Source organism: Streptomyces sp. NPDC050264 (assembly GCF_040655895.1).
In the GTDB taxonomy this organism is placed as follows: Bacteria; Actinomycetota; Actinomycetes; order Streptomycetales; family Streptomycetaceae; genus Streptomyces.
Genome location: NZ_JBFAKV010000038.1, coordinates 1 through 22,496, shown reverse-complemented (window position 1 = coordinate 22,496; position 22,496 = coordinate 1). Strand labels below are relative to the sequence as shown.

Sequence of the window (22,496 nt, the reverse complement as noted above, 5' to 3'; positions counted from 1 at the left end):
GCATGGACTCAATCTTCACCCCGAAGGAACGCGCCTATCTGCTCGGCCAGGGGCTCGGCCGACTGGCCACCGCCGCCCCGGACGGGACCCTGGCCCTGCGCCCGGTCGGGTTCCGGCTCAACGAGGACGGGACGGTCGACATCGGCGGCCCCGACAATGCGAAGAGCCGTAAGTTCCGCAACGCCAAGGCCCATCCCCAGGTCTCGTTCGTCGTCGACGACATGACCCCGCCGGACGAACCCGACGCCGTCGCCCCCGGGTGGGGGCGCGGCGTCGAGATTCGGGGCCGTGCGGAACTGATCGTGGTCGAAGTGCCGCCCGTGGCACCGGACTTCTTCAGCAACGACGTCATCCGGATCCACCCGGAGCGGGTCATCAGCTGGCACCTCGAAGGCCAGGGCAACCACGCCCGCGACGTCTAGCCACGGTCACGCTCGTCGCCGTCCCGGGGCCGGCCGGGCCATGTGCGCACTCAGTTCCGCGGAGGCACGGCCAAGGCACGGACCAGCGCGGCGCCGACGCGCTCCGAGTGCTCCGGCAGCTGCTCGGTGGCCCAGACGGCGGCCAGGTCCAGAAAGTCGACGAGATCTCTTTCCGCGGCTGCCAACAGGCGGCGGAGCTCGTCCGCGGCCACGTCGATCCATTGCCCGGTGTCGGCCTCGGCGTCGACGGTGAGGCGGACGACGCCGCCGTGGCACTCGGCGGCAGGCGAGGGATCGTGGCCGAACCACGCCACGGAAGCGTCCCCGTCGAGGACTTCCCACCAGTCGCCTCGGTCCTCCAGCCCAGTGCAGCACCCTGGCATCACACGGGTTCCGGTTTCGGTGTCGATCACCTGCAGCCCGCCCGCCGCGAACAGCGGGTCCATGGTCAGGAGTCCGTGCAGGAAGCCGCCGAGTGGATCGCCGGGGCGCGGCGGGCGGTCATCTGAGGGATCGATGTCGTTGCAAGCGGCCAGAGCCATCACCGCCGTGCTGACCTCGTCCGGTGTGAGCTGTCCATCGAGAGCCAGGAAGGTGAAGGGCTCGGCATCCGAGATCGGCCACAGGTCGAAGCCCACACGGCTGGGGACTTCGAGGACGGGCTGGACAGTGATCATCTCGGGATGATGTCGCAGACCCTTCGTAGGCGCACGGGTATTTCTGTGTCCTGCCTGGCCACGAGGTTTCGACCGCCGACGTGACAGCCTGCGTCGGCGTCGCCGGATGGAAGCAGTCGGCCCAGGCGTGCTTCGGCGCGGACCGACCCGGCTCCCAACTACCGCGCTTCGCACCACAGTTGACGGGCCACCCGGACGGACGACGGTCGCAAAACAGCTTGGACGGCCGCTGCCGGAGTGCGACGATACCGCTGTTTCTCTTGCGGAGGGCCCTTGTTCGTTTTCGTCTGTGCGCGGTGTGAGGCAGAGCTGACCACTCCGTTGTCCCAGGTCTGTCTTCCGGCCCACGCCCGCCAGTCGTACGGAAACGGGATTCAGCTTCCCGTACTCATGGAAGCGGGGACGTTCGCCGTGGACCCGGAGCCTTGGGGTCCGCCGTGGCGGCTGTGGGACGAGATCGATCCGCGCGAGGCGGAGGCCCGGGGCATCTACGCACCGGTCCCCACCCTGTCCGACGGCGTACCCGGCGCGGTCGCGATCGCACCGGGAGACGCGCGGGGCACCGGCCTGATCCCCGGGCGGAACGATGGTGGCTGCTGCGGTCTCGACGGGAGGGACGGCCCGAACACGGCGTGCGAGGTGTGCGCCCTGCCCGTGGCGACCAGGATCGACGACTGCTCGCTCTGGCAGGCCCTCTGGTTCACCCCAACTGCCGTGCACCGCTTACGCGTCGGCAGCGCGGACGCCGTCGCACCGCTCTCCTGGCGGGAGTTGACCGAGAACGGGAAGATCACCCCTCCGCTCGAACCGATCGCCACCTGGGGAGGGCGGCTCGGCACGAGCCACTTCTGGTCATGGAGTCCGCAATGGGAGGCGGCAGCCGGCCGGGCACTCGCCCATCTAGTGGCCGCTTCCGAAGGACAGCCTGTACAGGTCCCTGACGGCCTGACCGCGGAAGTGTTCCAACGCGCTCTCGACACTCTGCTGCCTACGGGCCCGACGCCGCGGCGCGCCGTCCTGGCCGGTCCGGGACTGCCCGCCGGTGGAGCCGACATCCTCCTCGTGCCCGTCCATCCGGAGACGGGCCGGACCTGGGCGCCTGACGGCCCGGCCCGATCGGTCCCCCTCGTGCCGCTGCCGCTGGGGGTGTGGCTGTCGTTGGCCCTTCACCCGCCGGGCCTGCCGCATCCCGCGTCGGGCGGCATACCCGCAGACGTTCTCCGGGACGAACCGCTCCCGCCGCACCCCGGCCTCTTCCGGGCCGACCGGAGAGCGTTCCAACGCACGCTGGCCCGGCTTCCGGCCGCTCGCAACCCGTGGCTGTGCGAGGCACTTGAGAACGTTCCGCACTCCGCGCTCACCGGCCTCTTCTAGGGCCTGTCTTCACACTTCCCTCGTCTCCCGGAGGGCGCCCCGGCGGCGTTCGGTGCGTGCTCTCGGCGGGCCGGGTGCAGGGCCTCGTACGGGGCGTACTGGGCGTACTCGGCTTCGCGCCCGGCGCGGCGAGAGTGCGTACCGGGCGTCGCCGGGCAGAGGGGAGTTCGAAGACAGGCCCCAGCCGAGGTCTACGGGCGCGGGCCGATCCGACGCGTCAAGCACCAGGGCAGTGGCGTGACCGGCGAGGCCGACGCCTGTCCGGTTTCCGATGCCGTGACGTGAGGTCGGCCGTGCCGCACGCGGACGGCCACGGCAGCGGCAGACGTCCCGCCGAAGCCCGGCCGCCCGCGCTGACCTGGAGGGACGACGTTTCAGACCTCCCGCGAGCCGGCGGACTCGCGCTGAGTGAACCCGGCCTGTCGCACCCGGGGCGCGTACGAAAACGGGGCCAAGTTCCGCCGGTACCTGGGCAAACATCCGGCGGCCATGGTCATCGTATCGAGTTAACGTCGACGGCTTTTCTTGGTCCAACTGGTGCGGCGGCCCTTACTGTTCTTGCGAAATCTGGATGCATTCCCGTCTGTATCCCGGCATTTCATCCCGTTGTCCCGATCGCACCCAGGCATACGCGCTGCCGCCCGAACCAAGGAGAGCTCCCCCGATGACCGTTGACTCGACCCCGGAGGCTCGCCTGGAGCCGCCCCGGCAATCCAGCCTGGGCACGGCGGCGGCCCGCAATCTCTCCACCACGACCAAGTCCGCGCCGCAGATGCAGGAGATCACCTCTCGCTGGCTGCTGCGGATGCTCCCCTGGGTGGAGACCACGGGCGGGACCTATCGGGTGAACCGTCGTCTGACCTACACCGTGGGCGACGGAAGCGTGGAGTTCGTCCAGGACGGCGCCGACGTCCGGGTGATCCCCCGTGAGCTCGGTGAACTGGCGCTGCTGCGGGGCTTCGACGACATCGACGTGCTGACCGCGATCGCCGAACGATGCGTGCAACGCGACTTCCGGGCCGGCGAGACACTGGTCGAGCGCGGAGCGCCGGCGACTCGGCTGCACCTGATCGCCCACGGCCGCGTCAACCAGATCGCCGTGGGCGAGTACGGCGACGAAGTCGCTCTCGATGTACTCGCGGACGGCGACCGGTTCGGCGACGACGCCCTGCTGGACGAGGACGCGAGCTGGGAGCAGACCGCGGTCGCCGAGACCCCGGGCACGCTGCTCACCCTGTCGCGCGCCGACTTCGCGGCAGTGCTGGACACAGCGCCGAGCCTGCGCGCCCACGTAGAAGAGTTCACGTCGCTTTCACGTCGACGCCAGAACCGACGCGGTGAGGCGGAGATCGCGATGTCGGCCGGCCACCGGGGTGAGCACGAGTTGCCCGGCGCGTTCGTCGACTACGACCTGAACCCGCGCGAGTACGAGCTCTCGGTCGCGCAGACGATCCTGCGGGTCCACACCAGGGTCGCCGACCTCTACAACGAGCCGATGAACCAGACCAAGGAGCAACTCCGGCTCACCATCGAGGCGTTGCGCGAGCGCCAGGAGCACGAGCTCATCAACAACCGGGAGTTCGGCCTGCTCCACAACGCCGACTTCAAGCAGCGCATCCAGACGCGCTCCGGCCCGCCGACGCCGGATGACCTGGACGAGCTGCTCTGCCGCCGTCGCGGTTCGAAGTTCTACCTCGCGCATCCCCGGACGATCGCGGCGATCGGTCGCGGGTTCAACGCGCGCGGGCTCTACCCGGACCACGTCGACCTCGGCGGCCAGCAGGTACCGGCCTGGCGCGGGGTCCCGATCCTCCCGTGCAACAAGATCCCCATCACGAAGGAGCAGACCAGCTCGATCCTCATCATGCGTACCGGCGAGGAGAACCAGGGCGTCATCGGTCTGCGGCAGACCGGCCTGCCGGACGAGTACGAACCGGGGCTGTCGGTCCGGTTCATGGGCGTCGAGGAGAAGTCGATCACCTCCTACCTCGTCAGCACCTACTACTCCGCCGCCATCCTCGTGCCGGACGCGGTCGGCGTTCTGGAGAACGTGCAGATCGCCCGCCGGCCCAAGTAGCGGTTCAGCCCGCACAGCTCGGCGTGTCACCCCGGTCCACCCGGGTCGGTCGCGCATGCCCGAAGGGCCCGGGACAGCCGCCCACGCCCCACCAAGGAGCCCTCAAGGAGTCATGGATGCCCCAGCCTGATCCGCCCCCTCCTCAGTCGAGCCTGCCGGAAGCGGCCTCCCGCTTCGGGGCGCATGTACTTGCTGATGCCGCTGCCCGCGCATGCGACATCAGCGTTGCCACCGGCGGCCCACCCCGTACGCCGTCCCCGCCCGCCGCATTCGCGGTGCCCGCGCCGGCCCCGGCTCCCCTCGATGCCCCGGCGGCCGCGGCCCCATCGCCGGGTGCCGACCTGGGACGGCTCCTGCGCGGCCCCAGCGGTATCGGCACGGCGGGCCTGCGCCTGAGCCCGCGGGAGGAACCACCACAACACCCCGAGCCGTCAGCCTCGGTACCGACGGACCCGGTGCCGTCGACAACTGCCGCGGCGGGCACGCCGATTCCCGGCCTGTACCACCACCCCGTACCCGAGCCCGATCCCGTGCGGATCCAGGAGGTCAGCCGCAGGATCAAGGACTGGGCCCTGGACGAGGTCTCGCTGTACCCCGACGACTGGGAGGAGGAGTTCGACGGCTTCTCCGTGGGCAGCTATATGGTCGGCTGTCATCCCGACGCGCCCACCATCGACCACTTGATGATCGCCACCCGGCTGATGGTGGCCGAGAACGCGGTGGACGACTGCTACTGCGAGGACCACGGTGGCTCGCCCATCGGCCTCGGCGAGCGTCTTCTGCTGGCGCACACCGCCCTCGACCCCCTCCACACGACGGAGGAGTACCAGCCGGACTGGGCGAAGTCGCTCCACGCGGACGCGCCCCGGCGCGCGTACCGCTCCGCGATGGAGTACTTCGTCCAGGCCAGCAGCCCGTCACAGGCCGACCGGTTCCGGCACGACATGGCCCGGCTGCACATGGGTTACCTCGCCGAGGCCGCCTGGGCCCAGCTGGACGAGGTCCCCGAGGTGTGGGAGTACCTGGCGATGCGCCAGTTCAACAACTTCCGCCCCTGCCCCACCATCACCGACACCGTCGGCGGCTACGAACTGCCGGCGGACCTGCACGCCCAGCCGGCCATGCAGAAGGTCATCGCACTCGCGGGGAACGCGACGACCATCGTCAACGACCTGTACTCGTACACCAAGGAACTCGACGCTCCCGGCAGGCACTTGAACCTGCCGGTCGTGATCGCGGAACGTGAGGATCTCTCCGACCGCGACGCCTATCTGAAGTCGGTCGAGGTCCACAACGACCTCATGCACGACTTCGAGGCCAACGCCGCGGCGCTGGCCGCCGACTGCCCCCTGCCGAATGTTCAACGCTTCCTGCGCGGCGTCGCCGCATGGGTCGACGGCAACCACCACTGGCACCAGAACAACACCTATCGCTACAGCCTTCCCGACTTCTGGTAAAGATTGGATTCCTCAGTGACCAGCACCGAACTCACCGCTGACACCCGCGACCTCCCCCTGTTCGTCCCCAACCCGGCCACGCCCTACCAGGGCGACATCGCCCGCTACTGGGACGGCGAGGCGAGGCCGGTGAACCTGCGGCTCGGCGATGTCGACGGTCTCTATCACCACCACTACGGCATCGGTGAGGTCGACCACTCGGCGCTCGGCGACAGCCAGGACGCCAAGAGCGAGCAGAAGTTGATCGCCGAACTCCACCGGCTGGAGTCGTCCCAGGCCGATCTCCTGCTGCGGCACCTGGGCGACATCGGACGGGACGACACCCTGATGGACGCCGGCTGCGGCCGCGGCGGCTCGATGGTGATGGCGCACCAGCGCTTCGGATGCACGGTCGAAGGAGTCACCCTGTCGGCCAAGCAGGCCGACTTCGCCAACGGCCGCGCAGCCGAACTCGGCATCCAGGACCACGTCCGCGCCCGCGTCTGCAACATGCTCGACACGCCTTTCGAGACCGGGCAGGCCGCGGCCTCGTGGAACAACGAGTCGAGCATGTACGTCGACCTGCACGACCTCTTCGCCGAGCACTCCCGCGTTCTCTCGGTCGGCGGTCGCTACGTGACCATCACCGGCTGCTGGAATCCGCGGTACGGCCAGCCCTCGAAGTGGGTGTCCCAGATCAACGCGCACTTCGAGTGCAACATCCACTCCCGCCGGGAGTACCTGCGTGCCATGGCCGACAACCGCCTCGTGCCGCAGACCGTCATCGACCTCACGCCCGACACCCTGCCGTACTGGGAACTGAGGGCCACGTCTTCGCTGGTCACGGGGATCGAGGACGCGTTCATCAACTCGTACAGGGACGGATCTTTCCAGTACCTCCTGATCGCGGCCGACCGCGTCTGAGCACTCGCTGAAGGGGAGGGCCCGGACGGACCGGGCCCTCCCCGCACACGACCTCGGGACCAGCTCGGAGCCGTCGAGGCTCGCCTGCTCGGACGTTCTCCGACGACGTTCGGGAGCGCGGGCCTCGGCTCACATACGCGTCCGTTCCGGCGGCGGCCAGTACCGCCGCGTCCGACGGCCGCGGGGCGGCTGTCGGACGCCTGGGTCTGCCAGGTCAGCGCCTCCCCCGCAGGGCCCGTGCCCGGGAAGGTCGCCGCGCCGAGTGTCCACCAGAGGGGCAGGAACCAAGACCGCGCGGTTCCGACCGTGACCGCCCCCAGAGCGGTCAAGCCCAACAGGCCCGCCGTGTCGCGGACCACGGATCCGAGCGGCCCGAAGCGTGTGACGGTGGGCAGCGTGGCCAGCAGGAGCATGAGCACGCAGCCCAGGGCCGTGGCCAGGTGGGACATCCGCAGCCATGCCCACGGCCTCGACGCCGTGCGGTCCAGGGTGTCGTCGGGGCCGCCGAGCGTGGCGGTGACGACGGCCACGAGGAGCAGCACCGTCAGGGCGAGTACGGTGCTGCCCACTTCGCCTTTGTCGCCGAAGACCGTCGCCAGCAGCCACGCGAGCGCGGTGCCAGCGACCGCCGCGCCTAGCGCCGTCGGCACCTGGCGCGAGCGGACGTAGAGTGTCAGCCCTCTCATCGGGCGCCCCGGTTCAGGAGGTCGGTGGTGTCCTGGCACTTCTGGGCGGCCTGGTAGACGGCGGTCACCCGGGCGGCGGCCTCGGCCGACGGCAGTGCCTTCAGCCCTTCGTAGAGCCTGACGGCCTCCGGGTCCTCGAATTCGAGGCCTTGGGCACCGACGGTCGGCTCCCGGTCGAGCAGCCAGTAGGCGGCCGCGGTGGCGACCGGGAAGTTCCGGGTGTCTCCGCAGTGGAGAGGGCCGGTGAGCACTTCGGTGAGCATCGTCGGTTCGAGCCGGCCCGGGTGGGCGAGGCGACCGTGCTTGTCGACCGCGATCCTCATCAGCGCGGTGTCGGACCGCGACCTCGGTGCGGTGGGAGGAAAGATCGTGGTGGTGTCCTCGTGTGCCTCGACGACCGGCGTTTCGAAAGGAGTTCCAGCGCGTGCCGGGCCTTGGGGGTCACCGCGGGCAGCAATCTTTCGTGCGCTCGACTGACGCAGACCTGCGGGGTGTCGTCGGTGCACACCAGTTGCTGGGCGACGGGGTCGAGCATCGCCTGGTCATAGGCGTCACCGGTCGGTACGACCAGAGCCGTTGCCGTCGCCCCGATCGCCAGTGGCACCAGCGCGGTGAACGCGAACTTGCGGTTCCGGACGGCGAAGAGCACGACGCCGGCCACGGCCACCACGACCATCCAGAGTGCCTGGGCGACGCTGACTCGGCCGCCCACGGTGGTGTAGTCGCTGAACATGCTCATCCCCATGCCCGGGGAGAACGCCGCCGAGATGCCGCCGTCCGGAAGGGCGTGGGGCGCGAAGACCAGCAGCGCGAAGCCGAGCACGGCCAGCGCGGGGCCGGTGGCGAGCGCCGGAACGAGGCGTCCGACGGCCAGACCGAGCCAGACCGAGGCGATCATCGCGACCAGCCCGACCAGCCCGACGGCCACGACGACGAACGCGGCCGACGGCAGGTAGCGCGCCGTGTCGGCGATCCGTGGCGCCGCCGCGAAGAGCGTGACCAGGTACGCGACGAGAACGGCCAGCCCGGTCGTGACCAGGATCGGCACCCGCTCCTGCCGGGCGCGGCGGCGGAACGCGTCGACGAGACGGTTCGCGGCGATCGTCCAGAGCCAGCCGACCGCACTGCCCCTGGTCACGGAGCCCGCATAGCTGCCGGCCGCCCGCCAGACCGCCAGGTAGGTCTCCTGAAGCGCCGCTGCGCCAACCACGGCGACGTACGCCGGTACAACTCGTCGAACGCCGCCCGGTCTCCACCGGCGACGCGACGCATGAGTTCTGCCTCGTCGAGGTCTGCCATACCTTTCACGATCAGCAAGACGACGCGACCGTCGATTCAGGTTCTCGGGCGGTTCGATGCCACCGCCCGGTGCCGTGCTGCGAAAGGTGGACGGCTCGATCCCCGATGATGGGACTGCCCGGTAACGGATCACGCGATACGGAGAGGTGCGTACATGGCGATGGAGGCCGGCACACGGCAGGACGAGCACGTCACGGGACGGGTGTGGACGGTGCGCCTGGACCCCTACGGCCGCGTTTCCGCCGGCGCGGTCAGGCTTTCCTGCTCCCGTCCGGCCTGCGCCGAGCAGCGCTTTCCCGACGGCACCGCCGCGGGGCGCAAGGCCGCGATCGGTCACGTCAACACGCACTTGGCCCACATCCGTACGGGTGGCGGGCCGCGCGGGGAGGCGTCGTGCGCCTGCCGCGTCGCCGACTGCGCATGGCACACCCCCGACCCCGAGACCGTGCGCCAGGGCGGAAGACGGCCGACGACCGGCGCGGTGCGGTGCGGGGGCCCGATGGTCCTGACCGTGTACGCGGACCGCGCCGGACGGCTGTGGCGGATCGCGGAGATGTGCGCACGCTGCGCGGCCGCCACCCCCGACTGCCGCGTCCTCGACACCGCGCCGCCCCCGGCACGCACCGCCCCCGCAGGGCCGGTCCGGACGGCCGGCAACCAGGATGCGAGCTCCTCGGGTGGCACGTCGGGCGGCACGGAGAAGACCGGTGTCGCGGCGGTGTTCTCCGACTACGCTGCCGGTACGTCGTCAGCCGTCGCCACACCGGCTTCGGTCCCCCGCGCCCGCGCCGCCGCACCGGACAGAACCCCGCAGAGAGCGAAGCGGTGGGGGAAGATCGCGCAGCGGACCGTGCCGCAGGACCTCAAGCCCGACGTCCTGCGCCTCGAACTCATCGAGCTCGGGGACGCGTTCCGCGCCTACCAGCAGCGTCCCGATCCCGACCTCGTCCTGCTCGCCGAACTTCATGAGCGCAAGGCCCGCGCCTTCCGTCTGTGGGCCGACGCGAGCGGTGACCGGACCCTGCGCCCCGAGGCCGAGCGCGCCGAGACGGCCGCGCGGACCACTAGGGAGATGCACGCCAACCGCAGCGGCCAGGTGATCGGCGACCCGGCGGACCACGACGGGCCGGTGGTGGAACGGCTGCTGACGCGGGGCCAGGCCGTGCACGCCCGCGCCGTGCTGAACCATATCGCCGCCCACGCCCCGCACCCCGAGGCCGAGGTCCGCCTGGCGGTCTTCATGCTCACCCTGCGGGCCGCCCGCGCCGGCACCGGGAACATCACCGGCCAGGACCTGACCGGCTGGCTCCAGGACGATGCCGAACGCGTTCTGGAGCAGTTGGTCGTATCCGACTGGCTGCTCCTGCCCGGCACCGTCGCCGACGTGATGGCCTCCCGCTCCGAGGACCCCACCGCCATCACCGTCCCGACTCTGCTGCCCGATCGGGCGCGCCCGCTCACCCTCGGCAAGAACAACCGGGCGCGGATCTCGGGCTGGGCGCAGAGGGTCGTGGGTGACCGGAAGATCCGAAAGAAGAAGGCCACCGCGACCGACCGGCTCCTGGCCCTGTACACCGCCGCCCACACCCGGCCCGACGGCCGCCTCGGCGGCCCCGAGGAGGACGACGGGCTGCCCTTGGACCAGGTCGCAGCCTTCTGCGCCCTGGCCCCTGAACAGGTCGCCGAGCATGCCGAACTACTGGTCGCCGCCGACTGGTTCACCGAGGCCGACACCGATCAGGGACGACTCCGGGGGCAGCTCAGCGAGCGCGTCCTGCCGTTGTCCGGGCTGCTGCTGTGACCCCGGCTCCTCCATCCGCCGGGTTGACGGGCGTCAGCAGTTCTTGATGGACCAGACCGGGTTCCAGTTGTAGTTGCCGCCGTAGACGCCCGTAGGGACGGACTTGATGAGGTTGCCGCTCTGGCCGTAGAAGTACGCGGTGGCGCCTCCTGTTTGGGAGTTCTGGTACGAGCCCGCGCCCAGGAAGTTGGAGAGTGTGTAGGTGTCGCAGTAGTAGAGGGAGAAGACCGCGTAGTCCGACCTCGTGGTGTCCCAGGCCGCTACGCACAGGTTGCCGCTCTCGCAGTTGAGGGAGCCGCCGATCGGGACGTGCACGATCTTGTTGGCCTTCGGCCAGGTCGTCGGAGGCTCCGCGGCGGCGGAGCCGGGCGCCGGTGCCGCGGCCGGCATGGTCAGTACGTGGCTCAGATCCCGGTCCGTCGGAGCCGCCTGAGCCGGGCCGGTCGTGAACACGGCTGCCAGCGCCAGTGTCAGGGCGCCGAGGCCTCCGAGCAGCGAACGTCGTCTGTCAAGCATGGTGTGTGAACCCCCTGTCGAACGGGACGTTCGTTCGTCCCGTTCCTTCAAAGCTGTCGTCGCCCCTCCGGCCCCGCCACACACGGAAGTCCTGCCTTAAAGGGAGCCCGCCCCTCCGAGCAGGGCCCGTCCGGCCGGCGTGATGGTGTGGACCACGTGCTTGCCGCGGCGCACGCTCGACAGCAGGTTCGCCCGGCGCAGTACGGCCGTGTGCTGGCTGGCGGCCGGCCCGGATACACCGAGACGCACGGCGAGTTCGCTGGTCGTGCGGCCGGTCACCACGTCCTCCAGAATCGCGGCGCGGGTGCGGCCGATGAGCGCGCCGAGATCCCCTCCCGATGCCGGACGGCCGGGTGGGCGGGCCCAGCCGAGTGCGTGCTGGACGGGGTAGACGAGGACGGGAGGAAGGTCGGGGGCGGCGAGTGTGACCGGTCTTCGGACGCAGAACAGAGAGGGCTGGAGCAGCAACCCCCGTCCGCCGAGCCGGACTTCGCGCTCGACGGGATAGTCGGCCTCCAGCACGGGCGGACGCCAGCGGAGCACGGGCCGGAAGCTCGCCAGCAGTCCTTCGGTGCCGCCCCTGAGTACCTCCCGGGTACGGATCGCCAGGTCGGCGTCCACCTGTGCCCGGACCCGCGACCAGAACGGGGCCAGCGCGAAGCGGTGGTAACCGCGCAAGGCGGCTCCCAGGCTGCGCAGCATCGACGGCTCGCCGTCGGCCAGGGCGCGGGCCTCGGAGAACAGCGGCCGGGTGCGGCGCGGGGAGGCGGCGAGTTCGGTCAGGTCCCTGCGCAGCACCGTGCGGGGTGTGCGCAGCACTGTGTCCACGGCGCCCTCCAGGTCGTAGGAGCCGCCGAGGTCGGGGGTGAGGAAGTCCGGTGAGTATCCGCGCGGCGGCAGCAGCGCGGTGAGCAGCGTTGGCGCCGGCCGCAGCCGCGGGCGGACCAGCCGCCGCCAGTCGCCGAACAGCAGGGGCGCGTCGTCCCCGGCCAGCGCCTGGAAGCTGTTGGTGATCTCCCAGAGGGGATCCGGAGCGGTGGCGACGCGTACGCGCGCGATGTCGTCAGTCGTGAAGTGCACCCTCAGCATGGGGGCTCCGATGGTGGTCGGTCATCGGGTGGGGGGCTGCGCCTCCCGGCAGTGACGGAGCGCCACTGCCGGGAAAGGGCGGCGGTCGAACGGGCCGGACTCGGAGGTGCCCGGCGTCAGGGCAGGATGTGCCCTGCCGTGCGGAAGAGCCGGTACCACTCCTCCCGGGTGAGCGGGAGGTCCGAGCCCGCGGCGGACTCCGCGACCCGGCCCGGGTTGGTGGTGCCGAGCACCACCTGCATGTTCGCCGGGTGGCGGGTGATCCACGCGACGGCGATGCCGGTCGGCGTCACTTCGTACTTCTCGGCCAGCTCGTCGAGGGCGTCGTTCAGCTCCGCGTAGTTCTCGCGGTCGCCGATGAAGACCCCGTCGAAGAAGCCCTTCTGGAACGGCGACCAGGCCTGCAGGGTGATGCCGTTCAGGCGGGCGTGGTCCAACAGGCCGTTGTCCCGGGAGACCGACTGGTCGAGGCCGGCCATGTTCGCGGCGATCCCCGAGGCGATCATCGGGCAGTGGGTGATGCTCAGCTGCACCTGGTTGGCCACCAGCGGCCTGCGTACCGCGGTCCTGAGCAGTTCGATCTGGCCCGGCGTGTGGTTGGAGACGCCGAAGTTCACGACCTTGCCGGCCGCGTGCAGTTCGTCGAAGGCGGCGGCCACCTCCTCCGGCTCGACGAGCGTGTCGGGACGGTGCAGCAGGAGGACGTCGAGGTAGTCGGTGCGCAGGGCCGCGAGCGACTCGTCGACCGTGCGCACGATGTGCTCTTTGGAGAAGTCGAAGAAGCCGGGCCGGATGCCGACCTTGCTCTGGATCAGGATCGACTCGCGCTCCGCGCCGGTGAGTTTGACGGCCTGTCCGAAGCGCTCCTCGCACGCGTGGCGCGAAGGTCCGTAGATGTCGGCGTGGTCGAAGGTGTTGATCCCGGCGTCCCGGGCGCTGTGGTACAGCCCGCGGACGGCCTCGTCGTCGAGTGCGGCGATGCGCATCAGGCCCAGGACGACGTTCGAGGCCCGCAGTTCGGTCTGGGGGAAGGAGAGCGTTTTCACGGTTCCATCCTTGCGAACGGCCCGACGTGGCGCCAGTGACAACCGTCAGCCAGTACGAGGCACGGGTGGCGAGTCAGTACCGAGGCCGGGTGTCGTGCGCGGGCAGTGGGTGCAGCGTGGGCCAGCGTTCCACGAGGCGCCTGGCCAGCGTCGTACTGAGGCGGCCGAGTGCGTGCAGGTGGTCGTGGTCGCGGGAGAGGCCGGCCACCACGTCGAGCCGGTGGACGAGCCGCTCGCGGGCGGAGACGTGGCCCCACTTGAAGTCTTTCACGGGCACGCGCGCCAGGTGGTCGACGGACTCCCGATGGGCGCGCTCCACCAGGGCGTCACCACGGATCAGCCAGCCCGCGCAGGCGTCGGCGAGATCGCCGGGGACGTCGGTGCCGGTCAGGCTCCGCCACGTGGCCCGGTAGGTCTCCTCGGCTTCCGCGAGCGGCGCGGCCGTGACCGACATCGCGCACCAGCAGGTGGGGAACCCGATGCGGAGGTAGGCGAGTTCGACGATCCCGTTGCCCAGCGACGCCTGCTCGAAGTCGACGAAGCGGACGCCGCCGGCGGTGCGCAGGTCGTTGCCGGGGCAGGGGTCACCGTGCAGCAACGCGTGGTGGTCCGACGGGCCGAGCCGGTCGATCAGGCCCGCGAGTTCGCCCGGCACCGCGGGCGGGACGGGCACATCGAGCGCTTCGGCCAGGGCGAGGAAGGATTCGGCGTCGGCGGCCGACGGTCCGGACCAGGCGGGGAGAGTGCCCGCGTCCGCAGGGCCGGTGAGCGCGTGCAGCCGGGCGAGGGACTCGGCGTAGCCGACCATCCAGTCGTCGGAGGCGCCGAGATCGTCCAGGTGCTCCAGGACCAGGACACGGGGCGCCGGGTCCGTGGCGAGCAGCGCGGGCGCCACCGTGGGCCGGGTGGCACGGGCGGCGAGCCGCAACGCGGTGGCCTCGCGCGCGTAGCGCGCATCCGCGCCGGCTCCGGGACCGCCTCCGTCGGTGATCTGTTTGACGATCACCCGCTCCCCGCCGCGCAGCTCGACCCGCCACACGCGGGATCGTGGGCTGCTGTCGAGGAGCCGGGCCGTCGTGGGGCGGCCCACCGAGGAACGCAGCTCGTCACTGAGGGGCACCGAGGTCCACATGACGCGAGCTTAATCCCGTCTCTTTGATACACAGGTGTTTATGACGCAGGTCTTTGTGCCGCAGGTCTTTGTGCCAAGACCCTTTGTGCCAAAGGCCTGTGTCTGACGCACTGTTGAGCTCCGCTGGACCCCCCGAACGGCATCCGTCTACGAAGACGAAGCACCGTCAGTCCTCAGTCCTCAGCCCTCGCCTCCTTGCCGGATGACGCCAGGTTGTCCGTCATGCGCTGCGCCTCCGTGGAGCGTCGCTGGTCGCGGTAGAGGGTCCGGGCGTTGGTCCAGGCCTCGTGGGCGCCGTCCCGGTCGCCGCGCTGGGCGCGGATGTCGCCGAGCCGGGACCAGGTGTCGGCCTCGCGGTTGGCGTTGCCGATGGCCTGGAAGTGGGTGAGTGCCTGATCGTAGGCGTGCAGGGCGTGCTCGGTTCTGCCGGTGCGCCACGCGATGTGGGCCAGCGTGTCCCAGGTGGCGGCCTGGCCCTCGCCGTCCCGGTGGTGCTGCAGCAGAGGCAGTGCCTGGCGGCAGTGCTCCTCGCCGCTCTCGTAGCGGCCGAGGCGTGCCAGGGCCCAGCCGGTCCCGTTGAGGGTGTTGGCCTCACCGACCTCGTCGCCGAGCCGCCGATAGCCCTTGAGCGCTTCGGCGAAGTGCGGAAGGGACCTCTCATGGGCATCGATCCGGACGTGAACCTCCGCCAGCGCGTGGTGAGTTCGGGTGAGGCCCGCGGTGTCGCCGTGGTCGCCGAAGTGCGCGAGGGCCCGGTCCAGGTGGGGCAGCGCGTCCTCGTACCGGCCTGCCTGGGCCAGGGCCACCGCGAGCCGCTGGCGGGTGTGCGCCGCGAGCGCGGCGTCCCGCAGCGCCGCCGCCGCGTCCAGGGCCGCGTACCAGGCCTGGATGCTCTGTGTGAAGAGTCCGCGCCGCCAGCGGAACGTGTGCAGGGACCAGGTCAGCCTGCACACCGCGGAGTGCAGGTTCCGGCGCCGGGCCGTCGCGGCGATGTCCTGCAGGCAGTGCTGCTCCGCCTCGAACCAGGCCAGGGCGCTGTCGGCGTCGTCGAACGTCAGGGGTGCGGCTTCCGGCCGGTGCGCCGGCAGGGGGTCCTCGCCGGTGCGGTGGGGGTCGAGGGCCCGGTGCGCCGCGTCGGCGTTGCTTACGTAGAAGTCGATTACGCGGCCGGTGAGTTGCTCGCGGCGCTCTGTCGGCAGCGCGGCCGCCTGCTCCTCGGCGTACAGCCTGACCAGGTCGTGCATGTGGTAGCGCCCGGGGCGATGGCTCCGGACGAGGCACGCTTCCTCGAGGACGCGCAGGGCCCGGCGCGTCCGGGCGGGCGGTCGGTCGGCGAGATGGGCGAGCGCCGCGAGACCGATGTCCAGGTGCGGCGTCAGACCCATCAGGCAGAGCAGGCGGCTTGCCTCGGGGTCCAGTGCCCGGTGGGACGAGGAGAACAGGATGCGCAGGCCGGTGGAGACCTCGCCGGTGTCCAGGGCGTCGAGTCGGGTGCGCGGATCGCGCAGTTCCCGGGCGAGTTGGTCCAGTGACGCCCCCGGGAGGCCGACCGCGTGCGCGGCCGCGATGTCCAGGGCGAGCGGCAGGCCGGCGCAGGAGCGGACGATGTCACGCAGTGCGGGTTCCGTCTCGGTGCGCGCGCTGCCCACGCGGCGGGCGAAGAGCCGGGCGGATTCCGTGTCGGGCAGCACCGATAGGTCGACGGAGTCGGCTCCGCAGCGCACTTTGAGGCTGCTCAGCCGGTTCCTGCTGGTGACCAGCGTGAGACAGCCGGGAGTGGCGGGCAGCAGCGGGAGGACCTGATCGCTGTTCCTGGCGTTGTCGAGGAGCACGAGCATGCGGCGTTCCGCCATGAGCGTGCGGTAGAGCGCGGCGCGTCCCTCTGTGTCGGGGGGTATCTCGCGGTCGACGGCGCCCAGGGTCATGAGAAACGTATGGAGAACGTCACCGGGCGGGGTGGGCTCCGCCCCGGGGCTGAACCCGTTCAACTGGGCGTAGAGCTGCCCGTCGGGGAACGCGTCGAGGTGCTCGTGCGCCCACCGGAGGGCCAGCCACGTCTTGCCTATTCCGCCCATGCCGCCGACCACGGAGACCGCCGGGACGTGTTGCCGGGCGCGTGCCTCGGTCTGGTCGCCGAGCAGGGTGAGCGCGTCGTCGCGCCCCACGAACCCGGTGGGGCGCGCGGGTAGTTGGCGAGGAATACGGACCGGCGGCTCGGCGTCCGCGGGCCGCGCACCGGCCGGCCGTTCGGGAACCGTGACGAGCAGGTCGTCGTGGGCGTCCAGCATCCGCCGGTGCAGTTCCTGGAGCCGAGGGGTGGGGTCCACTCCCAGGGACTGCGCGAGGTGGCCGCGCAGGTGCTCGTACGCGGTGAGGGCCGCGGCGTGCTGGCCGCTGCGGTACAGAGCCAGGATGTGCTGATGGGCCACCCGTTCGTCCAGCGGGTGCTCGGCTGCGAGCGCGGTGAGCCCGGGAACCAGATCGGCGTGCCCTCCTTCGCCGAGCAGCAGTTCTTGGTGTTCGAGCCGGGCCCGCAGGTGCTCGGCGTCCAGGGTGAGCCGGTATGCGTCCAGCCAGTCGGACCTGAGCCCGGCGAACGGCCGGCCCCGCCACAGTCCGAGCGCCTCCTCGTACTGCCGCTTCGCCTCCTCACCCGTCGCCGCGCGCGCCCGTTCGGCCAAGTACCGGAAGCGGGACAGGTCCACGCGGCACTCGTCGGTCCGCAGCGCGTACCCGGCGGGCGTGCGGACGATGTCCCACTCCTGCCGGTCGGCGGAGGACGTGCGCAGGGCCCGCAGCCGGGAGATGTAGCTGTACAGCGTCGCGGCGGCCCGGGGCGGCGGTGCGCTGCCCCAGACCCGGTCGGTCAACGTGTCCAGCGCCACGGGCCGGTTGACGTCGATCATCAGGAGCGCGAGGACGCATCGCTGCCGAGGGGAGCCGGGGACGGTGTCGGATGTGTGGGAGCGGATGACCACATCGCCCAGGAGCGCGAACCGGATACTCATGCAACTCCTTCTTGCTGTACCGCCTGCTTTCGCGGGCCCGCCCGCCAAAACCGTGACGGGCCGTCAATTAAAGCCGGGCGTACCGGACTTCACTCTGCAAGAAAATATCAAGGTCGTTGCAGGGCGTGTACGGGAGTGTGATGACGCAAGAACGTACTTCCGGGGGAAAGGAACACTTATGAAGCACCGTGTCGCAGGCCGAGGACTCGTCGGACTGTTCGGCGCCGCCGTGCTGTTGGCGGCCACCGGCGGCATCGCCACCGCACAGGGCGCGACCGAGGGGGCCTCGTCGGCATCGCGCGGGGCGACCGCCACCGCGTTCTCCGCGCAGTCCGAGTCAGGTCGCTATCTGACGGACGGCGCCCGCATCCACACGCAGCCCAGCACGACTTCCACCGTGGTCGGCTACGGCTACCAGACCCACGTCGTCACCGTCATATGCCGCCGTGTGGTCGCCGGGCAGGAGTGGTTCTACCACACCGACAACGCCACCGGCGTGACCGGCTGGGGCAGGTACGACGTAGTCGCCCCCTACATCGCGGTGGGTAACTGCTGACCCCTCTCCGGCTTCCGAGCCGGGGCGCGCCGACGCCGCGACCGGCTCTCCGTCCACGGGGGTGGCGGAGGACCGGCGCGGCAGAGGCCACCGTTGCCGCGCCGGGCGCGTCATGGTTTCCAACGTCGGCACGATGGCGCTCTCCCCGTTCGACGAGTTGCGCCACGACGACGGCGGTGAAGGTGCCGACCGAGGGGCTGGAAAGCGGGTCCGTGCTTGAGACGGGGCGCCGGCCAGTGGGGAGCTTCCTGCGGGCACTGCGCGAGAGGCGTGCCCCGTAGTCGCCGTGCCGACATCCGGAGCACTGAGCCCATCTCGGGTTACTGCCAACCGAAGAGGTAGACGATGTACGAGGCCAGCACGGACCCCGCCGTTCCCGCAACGGTCGATATGGCGAGCCAGACAAGCTGTTCGCCCATGCCCTTTTGAGTGTTGTGCAACTTGCTCTCCCTCAGGCTTTGGTACGCCCCCGGCAATCGCTGGGGACAAGCTTGAGACAGGCCCGACATGACAATAGCCGTTGCTCAAGGGGTGCGAGGGCCTGACGAGGAATTCACTCCGCCGACCAAGGCGGGACAGCTGAGCGGCAGCGGTCAGGGATGTGAGGCGCCGTCCTCGCCGACAGTCCCCGCATGGTCTCGGGACGGCGATCTGCAGACGGCCCGGGGTCCGTTCGGCGGCAGCGAGCAACCCCGCCAGGTGTGTGACCTACTGACGCCAGTTGCCTGCTGGCTGTCTCGCCTACGGTCGTACGGTCCGCTGCCGGGCGCCCCAACAGGACAACTACCAGCGCTAACGGACGAGTTGATCTGTTGATCTCAGGAACCCATGCGCGTGGAGTCTGACACGGTGGCACTGGAGGTCCACTTCTGCGTCCCGCACCGTGATCCGGTCGCTCTCGCTCACGAGCTGATCCGGGCTTTCCACGGGCGAGCCGGTCATCTCGGAGACGTGCAGAAGCCCCTCCACGCAAGGGGCGAGCCGCACGAACACTCCGAACGGGACGATCTTCGTGACCGTTTTCAAGGAGATGGAGACCTGGCCACGACGTGTCTCGGACGTGATGACTACTCCGGTGATCCACCGGCCGGCCCCCACCACTTCTGAGGGGTCGCTGATCCAGGACCACGTCAGGTCGGGCACCCGGATGAAACCGGTGCGGAACTCGTCGGGCTCACCGTCGAGATGGACGAAGACCCCGGAGTTGTGAGCCGTCGGCACCGTCCCGGAGACGATCTGGAGGCGTAGGGCCGCAGGTAGGCCCACTCTTCGAGCAGGGTGCGGTTGTAGCGTTCGAGCTTGCCGTTGGCCTGTGGCCGGTAGGCACGGGTCGGTCTGCGGGTTGCGCCGAGGTCTGCCAGGGCCTGCAGCCAGACGAAGCTCTTGCGGTAGGGCCGGGCGTTGTCGGTCAGGACCCGTTCGATGCGGTCGACGCCGTGTGCGGTGAAGAAGGCTGCGACCCGGCGGAGGAAGGCTGCGCAGGTGGCGGCTTTCTCGTCCGGGTGGGTCTCGCTGTAGGCGAGGTGGGTGTGGTCGTCGACGACGGAGTGGATGTAGTCGAAGCCCATGCTGCTGCGGGTGGCGCGGCCGGCCTGGCGGCCAGACCCTGTGCCCGCCGCCGTCGGGGATCCGGCCGAGTTTGTTGACGTCGACGTGGAGGAGTTCGCCGGGCCTCTCGCGTTCGTAGCGGCGGATGACCTGGCCGGTGGGCCGGTCCAGAAACGACAGGCGGTTCAGGCCGTGGCGGGTCAGGATCCGGTGCACCGTCGAGGGAGGCAGGCTGAGGACGGGACCGAGACGGGCGGGGCCGAGTTCACGGTCCTGACGCAGCCGGCAGACCCCGGCCCGGTGTCGGAGCTGGTGCGATGCGGCGTGGTGCGCGGCCGGCTGGAGCGGTCGAGGAGTCCGCTGTCGCCCTCCTCGCGCCAGCGGCGCATCCACTTGTGAGCGGTGGGCCGTGAGATGCCCATCTCGGCCGCAACCTGCGCGACGGGGCGGCCGGTACGGACCCGCTCGACCAGCAGGCGCCTGCCGTGAACGGTCAGCCGGGCATTACGGTGGGACACGAAGGCCTCCGTGCGGTGAAGATTCGACAGCTCCACCACACACGGGGGCCTTCGCCCGTGGCGCTGTCCCTCGACCCGAAAGACAGCGCCGGCCACCGACCGATTCGGCAGCGCTCAGGAGGTGGGCGGGACAGCGTCCGCGCAAACGGTGCAGCGCTTCCCCCGCTGCAACGGCATCCTCCAGTCGACATCTGGCTTGACGGCGTACGCGGACGAAACCTTGTGGGGCATCTCGCGGGTGTCGACGTCGAAGGCGTGAGCGACGGCGTCCGGCTCGATCGCGCTGATGAGGCCGCCCTCGTTGTCCGTTTCTATGGCAATCTTCCAACTCGTCATGGACACCGTGTGCTCGCCCTGGCATCCACGACACCCGTACACCCGTGATCGTGCCACTTGAACAACCCTGCTCCACAATCGCAGGGCTCGGGAAGCAGGCGAGGTCATCGCCGACGTCCTGCTGGGAGCGCTCCTCAACCGAGCAGAATCGAATTCAGGCTTTTTCGACGACCGACCGCGAAGCGGCTCGCCGTCGAAGCCGACGAAGTGGGCGGACCGCACGGCGGACCTCGCGGCGGACTCGTCGGCTGCGTCAGACTCGTCGGCCGTGCCGGTCGCCGCGGCGTCGAGGCAAACGCCGTAGAGCCGTGAGACGCCTGCGGGCCTCGGCTACTTCAAATTCAGGGGGATCCAGCTGCATCAGCTCGGCGAGCCAGGCCGTCAACGGCGGCCGGCTCCATTGGACAGTTCAATGCGAGCTTCCCGCAGCCGTCATAGGACGAGGACGAGGACAGCCCGTGCAGATCACGCGGCTTTGTCAGGAAACCGGGACCGGTGTCCTTCAGTTCAGCGCCAGCGCTGCGGTGATCGTCTTGCCGTCCTGCTCCACCTCGACGTCCAGGCGCGAGCACAGACGCTGAACCACCATCCAGCCGTATCCGCCGGGCAGGCCGTGCCCCGTCGACAGGCGGCGCGGCACCTCGCGACTGCCGTCGCTGACCCGTAGCTGCAGCTCATCGCCTTGAAGGGAAGCGGTGAAACGGGTTACGCCGCCCGCGTGCAGGAGCGCGTTGGCGGTCAGCTCGCTGACCACGAGCAGCGCGTCGTCCCGCAGGCGCTGGGCTCGGGGCAGCGGCAGGCCGCAGCACACCTCCAGCAGGACGGAACGGACCACGGACCGCGCGTCCGCGCAGCTGACGCCCTCTGTTTCCACTACTCCGGCCACACTGCTCACGGCGTTGGTCCCTTCCGGTCGACGTGCAGACTCTGCTTGGCTGGCTGTTGTCATCACTCCTTTCTCCCGTGCCCGAGCACACCGGCCCCACACGTCTTCGCAGGTGATACGTAATCTGCTTCAGGCAGATGCGTTGGCCGCCGGGAAGGGCGCGGGGCCCTGGGGAGGCAAGAACGCCCCGGTCTGCCGCACTTCGAGAGAGCCGACCGTAGGCCGTGATGGATAGCCTGATCACGCTGTGGCAGGCTCTGGTCATGGTTCCTGACAGACAGAGCATCGACGTCACCCGCCAGAACCGGGTGGCGGTGGTCTCGTTCCGTAACGCCATCGACCTCGACGACGCAACCGAGGCCGCCCTCGCGCTGTCCAACGCGCGCACCGACACCAGCACGGCAGGCACGCTGCTCGAACTGGCCGACCTCACCTTCGCCGACAGCACCCTGCTCAACGTGATCCTGCGCGCACACACCGAACACCAGGCCGCGCTGCGCCCCTTCGTCCTGACCGGCCCGTACCACAGCGGCGTGCAGCGGCTCTTCGAGATCACCGGTGTCACCAGCATTCTCGACCTGGCCGACACCCACAGCGACGGCGTACGCCGGGTCCACGAGCTCCTCGCCACCGGCAGCACCACACCACCCGAGACGCCCGCACCCTGAGCGACCCCGAGCACCACGGCTCGCTCGGCACAGCAGCGGCCCCTCTCCAGCGGACAGCCGCTTCTCCGGCCGCCCCTCGAGCGACGCGACGGCAACCGCGCGCCCTCTCCGCGCCACTCGTCATTCCGGGGCAGGCATCGGCCCCCGCGGGGTGGAGGCGCAGGTTCCCACTGCACAACCCGCGAGGGCCGATGCCGCACCCGTACCCGGCGATCCGTCCGATACGCCGGACTCGCGCGGCAACCCCCGCCTCCACACACAACGCGCGTGGGCCCGGCCGTCCCAGGCCGGGCCCACGCGCGTCACGACCACCACCGCCCGTGGCGTCGTGCTGTTCCGTGCATTTCAGATGCGGGTCACCACCGGTACCAACGGCCCTTGCGGCCACCACTCGCGGCGGGCTTGATCACGAAGCCGAGCAGCCACACCACGAGCACGATGATCGCGATCCACCACAGCGCCTTCAGGGCGAAGCCCGCACCGAAGAGGATCAGAGC

At 70.3% G+C, this 22,496-nt stretch carries 19 protein-coding genes and 2 pseudogenes; 8 read left to right on the top strand and 13 right to left on the bottom strand.

The genetic code is table 11. The features are described 5' to 3' along the window. Positions 1-2: 2 nt before the first annotated feature. The gene (locus AB0J02_RS40215) at positions 3-422 is read left to right on the top strand and encodes a PPOX class F420-dependent oxidoreductase (protein ID WP_363198867.1); all 420 of its coding nucleotides are present in this window, start codon (positions 3-5) and stop codon (positions 420-422) included. A gap of 50 nt (positions 423-472) precedes the next feature. Here the strand turns inward: AB0J02_RS40215 and AB0J02_RS40210 are convergent, their stop codons facing one another. Beyond that, positions 473-1,099 carry a hypothetical protein gene (locus AB0J02_RS40210; RefSeq protein WP_363198866.1) on the bottom strand — a complete coding sequence of 209 codons (627 nt, stop codon included), beginning with the start codon at positions 1,097-1,099 and terminating at the stop codon, positions 473-475. A gap of 273 nt (positions 1,100-1,372) precedes the next feature. On the opposite strand from AB0J02_RS40210, the gene AB0J02_RS40205 reads away from it, so the two are divergent. The 4 genes from AB0J02_RS40205 to AB0J02_RS40190 all read left to right on the top strand — a co-directional run bounded on the left by AB0J02_RS40205 (position 1,373) and on the right by AB0J02_RS40190 (position 6,910). After that, a complete protein-coding gene (locus tag AB0J02_RS40205) occupies positions 1,373-2,473 on the top strand; it encodes a hypothetical protein (RefSeq protein WP_363198865.1) in 1,101 nt (366 codons plus the stop codon). Positions 2,474-3,137: 664 nt separating this feature from the next. Continuing rightward, positions 3,138-4,550 carry a family 2B encapsulin nanocompartment shell protein gene (locus tag AB0J02_RS40200; protein WP_363198864.1) on the top strand — a complete coding sequence of 471 codons (1,413 nt, stop codon included), beginning with the start codon at positions 3,138-3,140 and terminating at the stop codon, positions 4,548-4,550. A gap of 116 nt (positions 4,551-4,666) precedes the next feature. Further along, positions 4,667-6,007, top strand: a complete 1,341-nt coding sequence (locus tag AB0J02_RS40195) for a family 2 encapsulin nanocompartment cargo protein terpene cyclase (RefSeq protein ID WP_363198863.1) — start codon at positions 4,667-4,669, stop codon at positions 6,005-6,007. A gap of 15 nt (positions 6,008-6,022) precedes the next feature. Continuing rightward, on the top strand, positions 6,023-6,910 hold the full coding sequence (locus AB0J02_RS40190) for a geranyl diphosphate 2-C-methyltransferase (protein ID WP_363198862.1): 888 nt from the start codon (positions 6,023-6,025) through the stop codon (positions 6,908-6,910). Positions 6,911-7,592: 682 nt separating this feature from the next. On the opposite strand, the gene AB0J02_RS40185 is transcribed toward AB0J02_RS40190, so the two are convergent. Both AB0J02_RS40185 and AB0J02_RS40180 read right to left on the bottom strand, forming a co-directional pair. Further along, positions 7,593-7,919, bottom strand: coding sequence for a hypothetical protein (locus tag AB0J02_RS40185; RefSeq protein WP_363198861.1), 327 nt, complete (start codon positions 7,917-7,919; stop codon positions 7,593-7,595). A gap of 737 nt (positions 7,920-8,656) precedes the next feature. Next, positions 8,657-8,895 (bottom strand): annotated as a pseudogene (locus AB0J02_RS40180) (sigma factor); the annotation flags it as partial. A 154-nt stretch (positions 8,896-9,049) separates the two neighbouring features. Between AB0J02_RS40180 and AB0J02_RS40175 the strand changes: the two are divergent. Beyond that, positions 9,050-10,696, top strand: coding sequence for a hypothetical protein (locus tag AB0J02_RS40175; protein WP_363198860.1), 1,647 nt, complete (start codon positions 9,050-9,052; stop codon positions 10,694-10,696). Between the two features lie 33 nt (positions 10,697-10,729). Here the strand turns inward: AB0J02_RS40175 and AB0J02_RS40170 are convergent, their stop codons facing one another. From AB0J02_RS40170 to AB0J02_RS40150, 5 genes are all read right to left on the bottom strand, one after another. Then, the gene (locus tag AB0J02_RS40170; RefSeq protein ID WP_363198859.1) at positions 10,730-11,212 is read right to left on the bottom strand and encodes a hypothetical protein; all 483 of its coding nucleotides are present in this window, start codon (positions 11,210-11,212) and stop codon (positions 10,730-10,732) included. 96 nt (positions 11,213-11,308) lie between these two features. Then, a complete protein-coding gene (locus tag AB0J02_RS40165; RefSeq protein WP_363198858.1) occupies positions 11,309-12,301 on the bottom strand; it encodes a transcriptional regulator in 993 nt (330 codons plus the stop codon). A gap of 116 nt (positions 12,302-12,417) precedes the next feature. Next, the gene (locus AB0J02_RS40160) at positions 12,418-13,347 is read right to left on the bottom strand and encodes an aldo/keto reductase (protein ID WP_363198857.1); all 930 of its coding nucleotides are present in this window, start codon (positions 13,345-13,347) and stop codon (positions 12,418-12,420) included. 73 nt (positions 13,348-13,420) lie between these two features. Next, positions 13,421-14,479 (bottom strand): aminoglycoside phosphotransferase family protein, encoded by a 1,059-nt coding sequence (locus AB0J02_RS40155; protein WP_363198856.1) that lies wholly within the window; start codon positions 14,477-14,479, stop codon positions 13,421-13,423. A gap of 173 nt (positions 14,480-14,652) precedes the next feature. Beyond that, positions 14,653-17,487 carry a BTAD domain-containing putative transcriptional regulator gene (locus tag AB0J02_RS40150; protein ID WP_363198855.1) on the bottom strand — a complete coding sequence of 945 codons (2,835 nt, stop codon included), beginning with the start codon at positions 17,485-17,487 and terminating at the stop codon, positions 14,653-14,655. A gap of 178 nt (positions 17,488-17,665) precedes the next feature. Here AB0J02_RS40150 and AB0J02_RS40145 point away from each other — a divergent pair, with 178 nt between their 5' ends. After that, positions 17,666-18,043, top strand: coding sequence for an SH3 domain-containing protein (locus AB0J02_RS40145; RefSeq protein WP_363198854.1), 378 nt, complete (start codon positions 17,666-17,668; stop codon positions 18,041-18,043). A gap of 792 nt (positions 18,044-18,835) precedes the next feature. Here the strand turns inward: AB0J02_RS40145 and AB0J02_RS40140 are convergent. From AB0J02_RS40140 to AB0J02_RS40125, 4 genes and pseudogenes are all read right to left on the bottom strand, one after another. After that, positions 18,836-19,141 carry a S1 RNA-binding domain-containing protein gene (locus tag AB0J02_RS40140; RefSeq protein WP_363198902.1) on the bottom strand — a complete coding sequence of 102 codons (306 nt, stop codon included), beginning with the start codon at positions 19,139-19,141 and terminating at the stop codon, positions 18,836-18,838. Between the two features lie 32 nt (positions 19,142-19,173). Beyond that, positions 19,174-20,109: pseudogene (locus AB0J02_RS40135) on the bottom strand (IS481 family transposase). A gap of 114 nt (positions 20,110-20,223) precedes the next feature. Next, complete coding sequence (locus AB0J02_RS40130; protein ID WP_363198853.1) at positions 20,224-20,445, bottom strand: hypothetical protein; 222 nt, start codon at positions 20,443-20,445, stop codon at positions 20,224-20,226. 502 nt (positions 20,446-20,947) lie between these two features. Then, entirely contained in the window at positions 20,948-21,340 is a 393-nt protein-coding gene (locus AB0J02_RS40125) for an ATP-binding protein (protein ID WP_363198852.1), read from the bottom strand. A gap of 254 nt (positions 21,341-21,594) precedes the next feature. On the opposite strand from AB0J02_RS40125, the gene AB0J02_RS40120 reads away from it, so the two are divergent. Continuing rightward, positions 21,595-21,999, top strand: coding sequence for an STAS domain-containing protein (locus AB0J02_RS40120; RefSeq protein ID WP_363198851.1), 405 nt, complete (start codon positions 21,595-21,597; stop codon positions 21,997-21,999). A 356-nt stretch (positions 22,000-22,355) separates the two neighbouring features. Here AB0J02_RS40120 and AB0J02_RS40115 read toward each other — a convergent pair. Further along, positions 22,356-22,496 (bottom strand): hydrophobic protein (locus tag AB0J02_RS40115; protein WP_363198901.1); only part of this gene is annotated, 141 nt, incomplete at its 5' end.